24 protein-coding genes are annotated in these 12525 nt (G+C 69.0%); 4 read left to right on the plus strand and 20 right to left on the minus strand.

Going from position 1 to position 12525, the window contains the following annotated elements; translation table 11 throughout:
- Nucleotides 1-68: 68 nt before the first annotated feature.
- The 4 genes from EAO70_RS05995 to EAO70_RS06010 all read right to left on the minus strand — a co-directional run bounded on the left by EAO70_RS05995 (nt 69) and on the right by EAO70_RS06010 (nt 1579).
- Complete coding sequence (locus tag EAO70_RS05995) at nt 69-296, minus strand: hypothetical protein (RefSeq protein ID WP_148001970.1); 228 nt, start codon at nt 294-296, stop codon at nt 69-71.
- A gap of 385 nt (nt 297-681) precedes the next feature.
- Nucleotides 682-1032, minus strand: coding sequence for a ParB N-terminal domain-containing protein (locus tag EAO70_RS06000; RefSeq protein WP_148001971.1), 351 nt, complete (start codon nt 1030-1032; stop codon nt 682-684).
- Nucleotides 1029-1268, minus strand: a complete 240-nt coding sequence (locus tag EAO70_RS06005; protein ID WP_148001972.1) for a hypothetical protein — start codon at nt 1266-1268, stop codon at nt 1029-1031. The genes EAO70_RS06000 and EAO70_RS06005 overlap by 4 nt, the downstream gene beginning before the upstream one ends.
- Nucleotides 1265-1579, minus strand: coding sequence for a hypothetical protein (locus EAO70_RS06010; RefSeq protein WP_148001973.1), 315 nt, complete (start codon nt 1577-1579; stop codon nt 1265-1267). The genes EAO70_RS06005 and EAO70_RS06010 overlap by 4 nt, the downstream gene beginning before the upstream one ends.
- Before the next feature lie 237 nt (nt 1580-1816).
- On the opposite strand from EAO70_RS06010, the gene EAO70_RS06015 reads away from it, so the two are divergent.
- The 3 genes from EAO70_RS06015 to EAO70_RS06025 all read left to right on the plus strand — a co-directional run bounded on the left by EAO70_RS06015 (nt 1817) and on the right by EAO70_RS06025 (nt 3215).
- Nucleotides 1817-2059, plus strand: a complete 243-nt coding sequence (locus EAO70_RS06015) for a hypothetical protein (protein ID WP_148001974.1) — start codon at nt 1817-1819, stop codon at nt 2057-2059.
- A 116-nt stretch (nt 2060-2175) separates the two neighbouring features.
- A complete protein-coding gene (locus EAO70_RS06020) occupies nt 2176-2811 on the plus strand; it encodes an NUDIX hydrolase (RefSeq protein ID WP_148001975.1) in 636 nt (211 codons plus the stop codon).
- Entirely contained in the window at nt 2808-3215 is a 408-nt protein-coding gene (locus EAO70_RS06025; RefSeq protein WP_148001976.1) for an NUDIX hydrolase, read from the plus strand. Before EAO70_RS06020 ends, EAO70_RS06025 begins: the two co-directional genes overlap by 4 nt.
- Nucleotides 3216-3267: 52 nt before the next feature.
- On the opposite strand, the gene EAO70_RS06030 is transcribed toward EAO70_RS06025, so the two are convergent.
- From EAO70_RS06030 to EAO70_RS06065, 9 genes are all read right to left on the minus strand, one after another.
- Nucleotides 3268-3891: a hypothetical protein gene (locus EAO70_RS06030; protein ID WP_148001977.1), complete on the minus strand. Its 624-nt coding sequence runs from the start codon at nt 3889-3891 to the stop codon at nt 3268-3270.
- Entirely contained in the window at nt 3888-5858 is a 1971-nt protein-coding gene (locus EAO70_RS06035; RefSeq protein WP_148001978.1) for a DEAD/DEAH box helicase family protein, read from the minus strand. The genes EAO70_RS06030 and EAO70_RS06035 overlap by 4 nt, the downstream gene beginning before the upstream one ends.
- Before the next feature lie 115 nt (nt 5859-5973).
- Nucleotides 5974-6594, minus strand: coding sequence for a hypothetical protein (locus EAO70_RS06040; protein WP_148001979.1), 621 nt, complete (start codon nt 6592-6594; stop codon nt 5974-5976).
- Between the two features lie 9 nt (nt 6595-6603).
- On the minus strand, nt 6604-6831 hold the full coding sequence (locus EAO70_RS37655; protein ID WP_187283750.1) for a helix-turn-helix transcriptional regulator: 228 nt from the start codon (nt 6829-6831) through the stop codon (nt 6604-6606).
- 32 nt (nt 6832-6863) lie between these two features.
- Nucleotides 6864-7250 (minus strand): DUF2493 domain-containing protein, encoded by a 387-nt coding sequence (locus EAO70_RS06050; protein ID WP_148001980.1) that lies wholly within the window; start codon nt 7248-7250, stop codon nt 6864-6866.
- On the minus strand, nt 7247-7426 hold the full coding sequence (locus EAO70_RS06055; RefSeq protein WP_148001981.1) for a hypothetical protein: 180 nt from the start codon (nt 7424-7426) through the stop codon (nt 7247-7249). Before EAO70_RS06055 ends, EAO70_RS06050 begins: the two co-directional genes overlap by 4 nt.
- A gap of 115 nt (nt 7427-7541) precedes the next feature.
- Entirely contained in the window at nt 7542-7874 is a 333-nt protein-coding gene (locus EAO70_RS06060; protein ID WP_148001982.1) for a hypothetical protein, read from the minus strand.
- Nucleotides 7874-8032, minus strand: coding sequence for a hypothetical protein (locus EAO70_RS37660; protein WP_187283751.1), 159 nt, complete (start codon nt 8030-8032; stop codon nt 7874-7876). The genes EAO70_RS06060 and EAO70_RS37660 overlap by 1 nt, the downstream gene beginning before the upstream one ends.
- Before the next feature lie 70 nt (nt 8033-8102).
- Nucleotides 8103-8366 carry a hypothetical protein gene (locus EAO70_RS06065; RefSeq protein ID WP_148001983.1) on the minus strand — a complete coding sequence of 88 codons (264 nt, stop codon included), beginning with the start codon at nt 8364-8366 and terminating at the stop codon, nt 8103-8105.
- 145 nt (nt 8367-8511) lie between these two features.
- Between EAO70_RS06065 and EAO70_RS06070 the strand changes: the two genes are divergently transcribed.
- Nucleotides 8512-8997 (plus strand): hypothetical protein, encoded by a 486-nt coding sequence (locus tag EAO70_RS06070; RefSeq protein WP_148001984.1) that lies wholly within the window; start codon nt 8512-8514, stop codon nt 8995-8997.
- 17 nt (nt 8998-9014) lie between these two features.
- Here the strand turns inward: EAO70_RS06070 and EAO70_RS37665 are convergent, their stop codons facing one another.
- The 7 genes from EAO70_RS37665 to EAO70_RS37670 all read right to left on the minus strand — a co-directional run.
- Entirely contained in the window at nt 9015-9188 is a 174-nt protein-coding gene (locus tag EAO70_RS37665; protein WP_187283752.1) for a hypothetical protein, read from the minus strand.
- Nucleotides 9185-9886 carry a hypothetical protein gene (locus tag EAO70_RS06075; protein WP_148001985.1) on the minus strand — a complete coding sequence of 234 codons (702 nt, stop codon included), beginning with the start codon at nt 9884-9886 and terminating at the stop codon, nt 9185-9187. The genes EAO70_RS37665 and EAO70_RS06075 overlap by 4 nt, the downstream gene beginning before the upstream one ends.
- Nucleotides 9887-9993: 107 nt before the next feature.
- Nucleotides 9994-10176: a hypothetical protein gene (locus EAO70_RS06080; RefSeq protein WP_148001986.1), complete on the minus strand. Its 183-nt coding sequence runs from the start codon at nt 10174-10176 to the stop codon at nt 9994-9996.
- Nucleotides 10173-10544, minus strand: a complete 372-nt coding sequence (locus EAO70_RS06085; protein WP_148001987.1) for a hypothetical protein — start codon at nt 10542-10544, stop codon at nt 10173-10175. Before EAO70_RS06085 ends, EAO70_RS06080 begins: the two co-directional genes overlap by 4 nt.
- Nucleotides 10545-10618: 74 nt before the next feature.
- The gene (locus tag EAO70_RS06090) at nt 10619-11416 is read right to left on the minus strand and encodes a recombinase RecT (protein ID WP_148001988.1); all 798 of its coding nucleotides are present in this window, start codon (nt 11414-11416) and stop codon (nt 10619-10621) included.
- The gene (locus EAO70_RS06095; protein WP_148001989.1) at nt 11413-12297 is read right to left on the minus strand and encodes a YqaJ viral recombinase family protein; all 885 of its coding nucleotides are present in this window, start codon (nt 12295-12297) and stop codon (nt 11413-11415) included. The genes EAO70_RS06090 and EAO70_RS06095 overlap by 4 nt, the downstream gene beginning before the upstream one ends.
- The coding region (locus EAO70_RS37670) for a hypothetical protein (protein ID WP_187283753.1) at nt 12294-12525 on the minus strand (232 nt) is incomplete at its 5' end. The genes EAO70_RS37670 and EAO70_RS06095, both read right to left, overlap by 4 nt.

The raw sequence follows: 12525 nt of genomic DNA on the forward strand, positions 1-12525 counted from the left end.
GTGGTGCGGACGCCGGTCAGGTTGATGCGGACGCGGGAGGTGGGCTTCTCGGTCATGTCGGGGGCCTTTCAGGCGGCGAGGTGGCGGAGGGCGTCGAGCTCGTCGGTGAGCCGCGGCCCGTCGGGGGTGGACTGGTCGATCCGCTCGGCGAGGTGCTCGGCGGCGAACGCGGCGAGGCGGTCGCCGGCACGCTGGGCGGCCAGGAAGTCGGTGACGATGCCGGCGCGGAGACCAGCCTCGATCTCGGCGAGCTCCTGCTCGGACGGGCCGTCGGACGGGATGAGGACGAGAGGCATGGCGTGCTCCTTCAAGTGGGGGCTGGTCGGGCGGAGTGCCCCGGGCCGGATCTGATCCGGCAGCGTCACGCCGGGTCCGGGGCTGGGCGGGTCAGTAGCGAGCGGAGCGGCGAGAGCGGGGAACGCAGCTGCTCTGCGTGCTGTTGTGGTGCGAGGTTTCGATCTGGGCCTGAGACTTGTCGGTGGCCTCACGGAGCAGGCCACACCTGCGGCACGTGACCCTGTAGGTCTTGCCGTTACTCAGAAGGTCGGCGTAAGTACCCTCAGTGATCGTCTTGAACGACATGAATCTCCTTGATTTGATGGTGGATTGCCCGATATGGGGTGGGTTGCCGGGGCCGGCGGCAGGGGGATGTACCGGCGGCCCCGGCGGCTAGAGGGTGGGCTACAGGCCCAGCAGGTGGTACGGGAACGGCTTGTGCTGCTTCTTCACGGACCAGAAGCCGACCTCGCACCAGGTGAAGGTGAATTCGGCGATCCCGAGGTCCATCAGCACGAGGGCCCGGTGGTGGCCGTCCGCGAGCCGGACGCCGAGCCGGTCGTCGTCGACTTCGAGATCGACCGGCTCGCGCTGGCCCGCCTTGCGGATCGAGGCGGTCAGTTCGGCGAGCGTCTTCCGGTCCTCGCGGTGCCGGTCGAAATCGCGGCGGACGGCGGCCCACGTCGGCCACGACCCGGGGCGGATCTGCTGGTCGTTGAGGAGGCCGGTCGGCAGGGTGCCGGTGTAGCGGCTCATCGCTGGCTGCTTCGCTTGTTGACCTCGGCGAGCTTCTTCGACAGCTCGTCGCGCTCCTCGTCGGTCAGCGCGACAGGGCGCTGACGGACGCAGGAGGCGGCGGCGTGGGCATCCTTGTCGGCCTGGGCCTTCGGCGGGTACTGCATGACGAACGACCCGCTGCCCTGCTTCCGGCCGACCGCGATCAGACGACGCGGTACCGGGACGATGGCGGCCTCGACCGCGGAGGCGGTCACTGGGAGCCGCCGTAGGTGTGGACGTCGAGTGACGGGGGCACGGGGCGCATCGGGGCGCCGACGAGCTTGCCGACGAGGATGCGGGCGATCGTGTCCCGCTCGAAGGCGGAGCGGCCCGTCGGCATCGTCAAGCGGGCGGCGCCGAGACGACCCTCGATGCGGCCGAGGGTGTCGTCGGCGGCCGGGGCGTCGATCAGCTGGGCGCCGACCTCCGCCAGCAGCTCCGGCAGCGGGGCCGAGAGGAGGCGGTCGACGGTGAGGGTGTTCGAGGCAGCGGGCACACGGGTGCCAGTAAGCTGGTGGTGAGCCATGAGGTGACCTTCCAGGGATTCCTCGTGGTGGGGCCGGCCCGCGATGTAGGAGTTGCGGTGTCCGGCCCACTCTTCTGTTGTGGCGGCTCGCGGATCAGATCCGGTAGGAGTGAGCCTCACCTTCAAGGAGTTCCTTGAGCGGCTTGTTGATGAAGCTAGACCTGCCTCCGGGGCGCTGTCAAGAGAATCCTCAAGAGATCTCTTGATGGCGTCCCTGGAGCCCCCTACAGTCATGACATGACCGAGACCCTGGACGCCCCGATTGCAGCTGTCGCCGACGCCGTGAACGCCTTCAGCGACCCCGGCGAGCTCTATCGGGTCTCCAGGGAGGCCGAGAGTCGGGTTACCGAGGGCATGCGCGCCATTCGACAGAAGCTCGTGCTCGGGCTTCGAGACCAGGGGCTGACCTGGCGCAGCATCGGCGAGCTCCTGGGGGGCGTGTCCCCCCAGAGAGCAGAGCAGATCTCGCGTGGCGTTTGAGGCCGAGTTCGTCATGGTTCGAGTCAACGCGCGCGCTGCATGCGTGACGACGATCCGACAGTGCAGTCGAGCAGGCGCTTCTGATGCAGGTCTACGCCGAAGGGGGCCGAAGGCGCATGGACGTGGTTGACGAATGGAGCGGCCGGCATGCGGCGGCTCTACAGGCAGCCATGCGAGCCACTAACGAGGAGTTCGCCCGACGCTTAGGCGTGGCGGTCCGGACCGTGGCTTCGTGGCACGCCTCGCCGTCCACGGTTCCGCGCCGCGAGATGCAGCGGGCCCTGGACACGCTGCATGAGCAGGTCACTCAGGCTGAACGCCACCGGTTCGCCGCGCTGCTTCGCACCGACGTCGGCAGCCAGGCGCAGGCCCTGAAGGTGGCCATAGCGATCGTCGCCCGCGGCGCCGAAGTTCTCCTCGTCTGTCGCCGCGGCGAAGAGTCCCTGTCGTGGGGCTTCCCGGCCGGCGTCGTAAAGCCCGGCGGCAGTTCCGGTGCAGTCGCAGTGCAAGAGACGCTCGCCGAGACGGCAGTCCACTGCTCCGTCCGCCAGCATTTGGGGTCAAGAGTCCACCCAACAACCGGCGTTCTGGCCAGCTACGAGTTCTGCGAGTACCTCGCTGGCGAGGTACGGAACGCGGACCCTCTCGAGAATCTCGACGCGACCTGGGTTCCGATCAGCAGCCTGACGAAATTCATTCCGACCGAGCGGATCTATCCGCCCGCACTCGAAGCCCTGGAGGCACTGGCGTGACCGAGCAGACGACTGAGCAGGGCATCTCGACGGCCATCATCACCGCTGGGGACAAGGTGCTGATGATCAGGCGCCGGGAGCGGGAGGGCAAGCTCCTGTGGGCGTTCCCGGGCGGTGGCATCGAGGCTGGCGAGTCGCCGGAGCAGGCTGCGGTGCGGGAGACGGCCGAGGAGGTCGACCTGGAGGTGAAGGTGGTCCGGTCCCTCGGTGAGCGCGTCCACCCGCAGACCGGCCGGCATATGTCCTACGTCGCCTGCGAGGTCGTCGGCGGGGAGGCCCGGGTCGCGGACGAGGAGGAGCTCGCCGAGGTCGCCTGGATCCGGCTGGACGAGATCCCCGACTACGTGCCCTGGGGGCTGTTCGGGCCGGTGCAGGAGTACCTCGACGAGACGCTCGGCGCCTGACCTTGCACGCAGAGATGCCCCCGCCGGATGGCCGGCGGGGGCTTCGTCGTGCTCAGTCGTCCTCGGCGAGGAGGCGGGCGAGTTCCTTCACCTGCTCGGGCTCCAGATTGCGCTTGATCGCCTGGGCAGCGTCCTCAGCGCTGGACACCGGGACGCTGATCTTGCGCTTGCGAAATCCGGCTTTGACCATCGCGGAGTGGGTGGAGAGACGGCCGGCGAGGACGTCGGCATGGAGGTCAGGGCGGTCCTTGCGGAGACGGCGGAGACCAGCTGCTCGGGAGGTGCCTCCGTGAGTGGCTGCCCCTTCGCCTTCATGATGGATGTTATCCATCTTGAAGGCTTGCGAATGCCGGTCACCGCCGTGCCCCCGCTGCGTGACGACATCCAGCAGACTCTGTGCCTCCACCCGTTCTGCCGGATTGTCGATCGAGTCGATGAGCTTCTCGATCAGCCGCATCGTCGCACCCAGGCCCTTGAGTGGAGGCGTGACGACGAACTTCTCGAAGCTTCCGTGCTCGACCTGCTCTCCGCGCTGCGTCACGAACGAACGCCAGGACTCTTCACGCAGAATCCGTAGCAGTAGAGCAGGCCCGGTCTTCAATCCGTGCTCTCCCTCGCGCAACGCAGACCCCAACGCCTCCACCAGAGCCGCGTTTGCTCTGGGGTTGACTGTCATGACGCCCCCATCCAGCCGGCGAGCGTCTGCCGCATCGCCTCCAACTCGGCAACGGTGGCCTTCGCGCGCTTCGGGTGTCCAGCCCTGAGGAGCTCGATATTGATGTCCTTCGGCTGGATCTTGCGGCGGTAAGCCACCTTCCGAGCGAGGGTCTCGACTTCCTGGCGGAGGAGCTTCTCGCGCCGGTAGTGAGGAATCTCAGCGGGCCGCGCCTGCTGCGGCACGGCTGCCACGCTGACCTCCTCTTGGGTCTTCTGCGCCCGCAGAAGTGGGACGAGGTTGGCAGCGTAGGCGCGAGGGATCCCGAGCTCCTGCGCCTTCGCCTGGGCCGCGGCCAGCTCCTCCGCCGACACCTCCGCACCCTGGAGGATGGCCCGGTCGAAAACCGACTCGGAGGCGGAGAGCGGTGTACGGAAGTCGAGCATGCCCTGCCCTGTAGAGGCCCCGCCTTCCCCCTGGGCCTTCTCGTCCTCCTGCGCGGCGATCTCCAGCTGATGCCGGAGCTCCTCCTCAATCTCCCGTGCATGACGCATCAGTTCGGGCACTGCCGGGATCAACAGTCGCGCGTTGATCTCCTCGTTCGGGCGCGTGCGAACGAACCGGCCGACGACCTGCCGGTAGAAGAGCGGCGTCTGGGTCTTCGACGCGTAGACGCCGACCGCGAGGCGAGGAATGTCGACACCCTCGGAGATCATCTTGACGGCGACGATCCACCGGCCGGTGCCCTTGCGGAACTGGTCGATCTGCTGCTTCGCCAGCCTGCTGCCAGGGTCCGCCTTGGGGTCCGAGACCACCACAGGCGGGCGGGTGCCGGTGATCTGCTCGAGCAGCGCCGCGTATCCCTGGGCGAGCCACTGGCGTTCGGCGACGACGAGGCCGGCGGCGTCCGGCACGTCTTCGCGGACTTCGCTGAGCATCGCGTCGGCCTGGGCGAGGATCGACGGCATCCAGGCGTACTTGGGTTCGTAGACGGTGTCGAGTGCGGCAGAGACGTCCTCCTCGGGCATGTTGGCGCCGAGCTTGGCGGTGAACTCGACGCTGACGTCGGACTTACCGTTCTCCTCGATGGTCGAGCGGCGCACTCGGGCGGGGTCGGTCCAGCGCGCCTCGCCGTCATAGGCGTGGAACTCGATGCGGCGGCAGACTCCGTCGGCTACGGCGGCCCCGTACTCGTAGGCGTAGTCGACGGCGACGGTCCCGTTCACGTCGTACCGAACGAAGGGGATGGGCGAGGTGGCGTCACGACGCCATGGGGTTCCGGTCAGGCACAGCCGGTGGACGGCTGGCTCGACAGCCATGCGCAAAGCATCACCCCAGGACTTGTTGTCCCCGGCGTGATGGATTTCGTCGAGGATGGCGAAGGTGGGCCTACGCATTGCGCGGCGCAGCAGGTCTTGGCCGGTGCCGAGAAGCTGCTGGTAGGTGACCACGCATCCGACGTAGCCGGCCTTGCTGTAGCCGTCGATGTCTCCGGGGGCGACGGGGTAGAGGGAGATCCCGGCCGCCGAGGCCTCGTCGGCCCACTGGACTCGCAGGTTGTCGGACGGGGCGATGACGACGACTCGCTCGACGATGCCGCGCTGCATCAGGTCTCGTGCCAGATGCAGGGAGAACTTGGTCTTGCCGGCTCCCGGCGTTGCCGAGACGAGGAAGTTCTCGGCGTTGGCGGCATAGAAGGCGTCGACTGCGCGGCGCTGCCATTGGCGAAGCTGCATGGGCGGCTTGGAACCCTTCTTCAGGTTGCAGGTCGGGCAGAGTGCTTGCCCGTTGATGACGTCAGTGGGGCCGCCTTGTGAGTACGGCGCCATGTGGTCGGCGTGCCAGCCGGGCTGCAGTTCGGCGTCGCATCGGCTACACCGACCGTCGGCGGCAAGGTAGAGGGAGGCGCGCTCGGCGTTGCTGAAGCGGCGTCTGAGGGGAGGGTTCGGTCCTTCGTTCATCGCAGGTCCCGTCTGCGAGGTGGCCACGCGTTGGCCATGACGTAACCGGATATTCACAAGTATGGCAGCGATGTGCCTAGTGAATATGCGATTCAGCTGATGTCACATTTCGGCCGCCCGTGCGGCTACTTGGGGGTAACTGTCACGCCGCGGCCCGCCTGTCCGCGAGCGGCAGCCGCAGCACCTCACTGTGCCCGTACTCGGCGCCGCATCGGGGGCAGGTCTCCCCGCGGGTGTCGAGGGTGATGCGGAGGGTCTGCTGGCAGGGGCAGGTGACGGCGATGCGGCGGGGTGCGGCCTCGCCGGTGACGGTGCGGCTGAGCGTGCGCCAGATCGATGCCACTTCGCTGGCGAACTCTTCGATGGCCGGGTGCTTGTCGACGGCCTGGGAGAGGTTGAAGCGAAGTGTCCGGCAGGCGTGGGCGACACGGGCGACGGAGCTGCCGCGCTCGCCGATCTCCGCGTAGCCGGCTTCTGCCCAGTCGCGGACCCAGGTTTCCAGCGGGGCGAGGACGGGCCCGGCGGCGGTGCGGAGGTTGAGCACGTCCAGCCGACAGGGGATGGGTGCCGTCTTGCTGCCGGAGACGGCCGGTCCGCTGCCGGATGCGCCGCGTTCGAGGTGGTCATCGAGCCGCTCGAAGAGGCCGGGGATGGCGCCGAGGTGGGCGGCGATGCGGTCTTCGCACAGGGTGCAGGCGTACCGGCCGGCCTCGTGGTCGCGGAGCTCGCGGCGGCAGCAGGTGCAGGTGGGCAGGTCGTTCACGGCGTACTCCTAGCGGGTGGTGCGGCCGGCGAGGACGTGGACTTCGATGCGGGCGCCGCAGAGGGCGGCGATGCGGCTGGCCCAGGTGATCGTGAGTGGGGCTCGGCCGGTGAGCATCTGGCTCATGTGCTTGGTGCTGAGCCCCAGTTCGCGGGCCACTTGGGCTTGGCTGAGGCCCGCGTGTTGGAGTGCCGCTTTCAGCTGGGTACGGAGGCAGATGGCGGGGTCCTGGTCCACGGCGGTCTCCGTTCGGGCGGGGCTGTGGCGGGTCAGGTGGTCCAGCGGTGGACGGGGATGCCGGCTTTCTCGGCGAGGTCGGCGGTGTGGGTGGCGCCGCGGCTGCCGTTGTGGATGAAGGCGTGGCAGATGTCGGCGCCGAGGTTGACCATCTCTGCGTTGCGCCGGAAGCCGGCGGCACGGTCGAGTTGTCCGCCGGGACGCCAGTTGGCGGGGTGGCGTTCTTCGGTGACGCCGAGGGTCTTGCCGTGCATGCGGATCCACCAGGCGGCTTGGGCGTCGGCGCCGTTGGGGCAGGCGCCGTGGACGATGACGGCGGGCAGGTGCTGGTAGACGGCGGTGGCGAGGACGGCGTACAGGCGGTCCATGTCGGGCCAGTCGCGGCTTCCGGTGACGAGGATTCGGTACGGCTGGGTCACGGCTGGTCCTTGGTGTGGGCGGCAGGGACCTCGTTCTGGCGGACCATGAACGATCTTCCGCACCCGTCGTTGGGGCAGTTGAAGACGTCGCTCCAGGCGTGCCGGGGACGCGGGACTTCCTTCAGGTCGACGCCGTCGGGGATGGTGCAGGACTGCTCGCAGTCGATCTCGCTCATTTCGGTTCCTTTCGGGCTCCGTTGGTGGATCGGGAGGGCTGTGCGCCTCGCTGACGCTTTCGCGGCCCGGCGTCGCGGAGTCCGCCGAGCGCCCACGAGGCCGCGAGAGGGGCTCTCAGGCCCCTTCTCGGGCCTGTTCTGTCTTAGGGGGTAGGTGCGGGGTGACGACCGGGGCTCCGCTCGCGGCGGCGATGGCCCACAACGGGATGTGGCTGGCGCCGCGCTTCTCGCTACTGGCGACCAGGCGCCGGACTGCGGCGAGTTCGGCGAGGGCGCCGCGCTCGATGTGAGTGGCCAGGGCTCCCAGTCGGCCTGCCAGCGTGGCGTTCCGGGCGCTCAACATGGCGATGCCTTCTCGAAGGCGTCGAGCCTCGGCGGCGTTCAGCGGCCCGTCTTCGGCTCGGTCGGCGAGGTTGAGCAGTTGCTCGGTCGTGATGCGGCCGGCCATCACAGCACCTTCAGGAGAACGATGACCCGCTGGACGGTCCGGTAGCTGCAGGGTTGGGGTCCGTGGATGTCGAGGAAGGCGCGTTCGTCGGGATCGAGTCCGGCTTTCGTGTCGGCTTCGGTTTCCCATCCGTCGTGCCAGAGGTCGGGCTGGTGCATGCTGGTCTCCTCCCGGGTCTGGGTGGGGCGCGCTGGCGGGTAGCGCGCCCCGGGGGTGGGCTGGTGGGGGTTAGTCGGCAGCCGGGTCGAGGACGTAGCCGGTACGGCGGGGGCGGCCGTCCTTCGTGGTCGCGGTGGCGTGAAGCTGGGAGGCCTCGATGGCGCGGCGGCGGATCTCGCGGCCGGTCTTGGTGAGGGTGACGATGTCGACCTTGCCGAAGCCCCAGACGCCGGGGATGGTTCCGGGAGTCCTGACAACCTTGATCCGGACAGGGCCGTCGGCGGGGTGGTGGCGGTTGCTGAGGGATCGGTAGATCTGGCCGGGCTGGATCACGTCGGCTCCTTCGGGGTGGTGTGGGTTCCGTAGGCGGCCCGGAGCACTCCGAGGGGGTTGCCGAAGGGGTTCCGGAGGGGGTTACGGAACCCCTTCCGGAGGGGTCGGGTGTGAGGTCTCCGAAGGCCTTCCGGAGGGCCTGGATGTGGGTGGCGATCTGGGCGCGGATGGAGGGCCCGTCCTCGCCGCGGTACTTCGTCGGCTCATTGCTGAGCTCGTCGAGCGGGATACGGTCCATCTCGTCGAGGAGGGCCCGCTGCAGGTGCTTGGAGGAGATCTCCAGGGCGCCGGACACCATGGCGCCCATGACCTTCGGCATCCGCCACACGCCATCGTTGCGGACGAAGGAGCGGATGAGGAGTTCCTCGGTGTCCTCGTCCATGACGATGAACCGGGCCCCTTCAAGGACCTGGAGGAGCTTCTCCAGCTCGATGGAGGTGAGGCCGCGGGCCTTGCGGGACCAGCGGCGGAGGGTCAGGTCCAGGAGGCCGGCGTGGTTGAGGTTGGGCTGGGAGATGAGGAACAGGTAGAGGCGCTGTTCCCGCTCGCCGAGTGCGAGGAAGTCGGTGTCCTCCCAGATGCTGGTGAGGATCCGGCCGTGGCCACGTGCCATGGGAGGTCTGCTTCCTGACGTAAGAAGTGGGTGGTCTAGGCGGCGTCGTACTTCGGCGTGCTGGGCCGGTGGGCCGGGCATCGCCAGCCCGCGGCGTACAGCCGGGCGGGCTCCCCGCACATGGGGTTGCCGGTCTCGCAGAACCCGGGTGTCGTCTTCGGGTACGGCGGCGGCACAATGACCAGCCGGCGGGGCTCGTCGGCGGTCATGCGGCGGCCTGCGTCTGTGCGGCCCGGTAGCGGCTGATGGCCTGCTGCAGCGCGTCCTTGCTGACGCCCAGCCGGTTCGCCGCCTGCTGGCGCGTGTAGCCCTGAAGGTGCTCCAGCTCCAGCCCGTCTTCCGCAAGGCGGATGTAGCGGGGTGTGTCACGGGTGGCCGGGATGAAGTGGGGGTCGTCGAAGCTGTCCTCGTCCCAGTACTCCGGGCCAACCCAACCCTCGGCTTTGGCGCGGGCCTGGGTTCGTCGACTGGCGCCCTGGATGTCGGCGAGCTGGACGTAGGCGTGGGCGATGGCGGCCTGATTGGCAACGGACACGAAGCGCCGTGCTCCCCGCACGATGTAGTCGACGCTGCGGATCTGCAGGTCAGGGTGCGTAGCTGCTATGGCATGCGCTGTGTGTCCGGCGGCGTACAGGGCACGGAGCCGCCGGATGCTCGCGAGTGCGGGGACGAACCCGATGGTGGCCTGCTGATGGGGCTGGACGGCGAGGATCTTCTCGGCGGTGGTGCGGTGAATCGTGGGAAGCGTCCCGCGGGCGTGATCGCGGACCGTGCTGACGTTGATGCCGCTGGCTTCGGCGATCTGCCCGGTGGTCATGCTTGCTGCCTGCAGCATGGCGATGTGCTGGGTGACGGGTTTGGCTGCCACGCTGGCCGGGCGTCCGCCGAGCTGGGCAAGGATCCGCATCTGACAGGCCCTGGTCCATCCCGCGATGCACTTGACGCACCGGCAGGGTGGTCGTGTCGAGGTGCCCTTGTAGCGGCCCTGGGTTCCGTGTGCGGGGATCGGCCTGGTCACTGTCCGGTCTCCTTCCGGTGGGGCTGTCGTGTGGGGAGGGCTGCGATGGCGTCGCAGACGCGGCGGTTGTGGTCGGCCTGCCATCGGCGGAGGTCGCTGAGGATGCGGTCGCCGATGAGTTGCCGCAGGTAGGTGCGTTCTTGGCGGCGGCGGAAGCGCTTGAAGCGTCGGAGCATCACGCGGCCGGCCTCTGCTGTGCCCGGTTGCGGCGCTGCTCGGCTATCACCAGGCCCTTGACGCTCAACCGCCACAGGGCGATGGGGTGGCCGTGGGTGGCCGGCGACGTCGAGGGCACGTACTGGCCGGTGTGCTGGAGGATGCCGCCCTGGCGGAGCGCGTTGATCGCGGCGCCGAGGAAGCCGTGGCCCAGCTCGGGGAGGACGTCTCGCAGCTGGTTGCAGCTGAACGTGTCGTGCTCGGTGCCGTAGACGAGGACGGCCTGCATGACGAGGAACTGGGACCAGTCGGACTGGTCGGCGATGCGGTCGAGGAGGATGTCCTTCTCCTCGGCTGCGAGCTGCTCTGCGACGGTGAGACGGCGGGCCATGACGGGGGTCCTCTCGCTGCGTGGGCTTCCTGTGACTGAGTTATGGGGCGGTAGGGGTCGAGGTGTGACGCGGGCTAGTCGACGAGTTCGCCGTCGATGGGCTCGTCGTCCTCGTCGGGGTCGATCTCGTTGAGCGGGGCGGGCGGAGTGTCGAGGCGTTCGATGACGCCGGTCCGCTTCTCGGCCGAGGTCGGCACCCACTTGCCGAGCCGGCGGGCCGCCGTCTTCAGCCACATGGCTTCCTCGTCGGTACGCCACGGGCTGTAGTCGGTGTCGGCGCCGTCGGACTTGGCCTTGGCCCGGGCGATGTGGTCGCGATTGAGGACGACGACCTTGCTGATGGCGCCGCCCTGCATGACGGCGTAGGCGTAGGCGCCGACGAGCGGGCCGCGGTCGCCGAACCAGTCGACCTTGTGGTGGGGCTGCTTCATGGCGCCGGGCCAGCGGGGCGGGCGGTGCTCGTCGAGGGCTCCGGGGGTCCAGGCGAACTCGTCGCGGGCTCGGACGACTTCGACAACGACGGACTGCGCGGCGCCGGCGTTGTAGATGAGCTCGACGATGCCCTGGTAGCCGACGATGCCCTGTACTTCGAGCTGGCCCTTGCGCTTGATCGGGCGGAGGTAGAACTGCTCGGTGCCGGGTTCGAGGCCGAGGCGGGCCGCGGTCATGAGGGCGCTCATGAGGCTGCCGGGGTTGTTGGCGGCCGCAGCGGCGAGCTTCTCGTTCTGGCGGAGGACGCCGACGGCGAGGCGGGCGAACGTGTCGACACGCACGTGGCTGGCAGCGACGACGGCCAGGTCGGCCTTGTGCTGCTCGATGATCGCGGCGGGGCTGTGGGACTGGCGGGCGATCTCGTTGCCGATCTGGCTCATGCGTGGGTGCTCCTGTACGGCTGGAGGGCGAGGGTGGTTCCGTCGGGGTTGACCGTCCGGTAGGCGATGCGCCGGTCTCCGCAGACGGCCCGGTAGCCGTTGCCGATGTGGTCGAGGACTTCACCGCGGATCTGGGTGAACTCGGTGTCGACGGTCCGCCGCTGGTCGCCGATGACCTCGTAGCGGGCGGCGAGTTCGAGCGGGATGTCGACGTCGATGTCGTCGCGGCCGTTGGGCTGGACGCGGATGGTCTGGTAGGTGGCGTCGGCCCCGTCGATGGGGGGCCGGTTGCCGCGGCGCACGTCGTCGAGGAACCGCTCGGCCGCGTCACGGAGGATCTGCGCGTCGTCGGCGTCGTACTCGACGACGTACTCGCGGTAGTCGTGGCCGGAGACGAGGAGCGCGATGTGGGTGGTGCGGTAGCCGGTGACGTCCATCTGCCACTGGACCTGGCAGCGGTAGTAGACGGGGATCTCGGCGCTGCCGGTCGGGCCCCAGCCTTCACCGAACGGGGACGTCTTGACCTCGACGAGGGAGTTGTCGCCGATGCGGTCGGGGGTGGCGCGCTGCCAGTCCCGGTCGCGGTGCCGCCACGTGCCGGTCTCGTGGAGTTCGACGCCGTGCTCGTCGGACCACTTCTGGGCGACGGCGGCTTCGAGCCGGTTGCCCCATTCGACGGCCGGGTTGGACTCGAACGGCGGGGTGGGCAGGCCGGCCTTCTTGTGCCAGAGGCTGAAGCGGGACTGCCACGGGGAGAGGTTGACGACCGCGGCGATCTCGGTGGCGGTGATGCACAGCCCGGCGCGGGCCTGCTCCCACTCGGGGGTGCCGGGGAGGTAGCTACCGAGGAGGATCCCGGTCGGGGGCTGGGTGGTGATCACGCGGCCACCTGCTTGCCTGCCGCGAGGGCCTGGAGGGTGGCGATGCCGTTCTCGTCGTACTTGGCGATGCGCACGGCGGCGGCTTCGGCCGGGTAGATGGTGGCGAGCCTGGCCGCGTTGTCGTGGTCGGCTCGGGCGATGAGGCTGATCAGGCTCTCGGTGAAGTTCCCGGGCCGCCAGCCGCCGGAGGCACCGAAGGCGTGGAGGACGTAGCGGGCGGTGGTGGGC

The sequence above is a fragment of the Streptomyces sp. adm13(2018) genome (assembly GCF_008042145.1).
Taxonomy (GTDB): domain Bacteria; phylum Actinomycetota; class Actinomycetes; order Streptomycetales; family Streptomycetaceae; genus Streptomyces.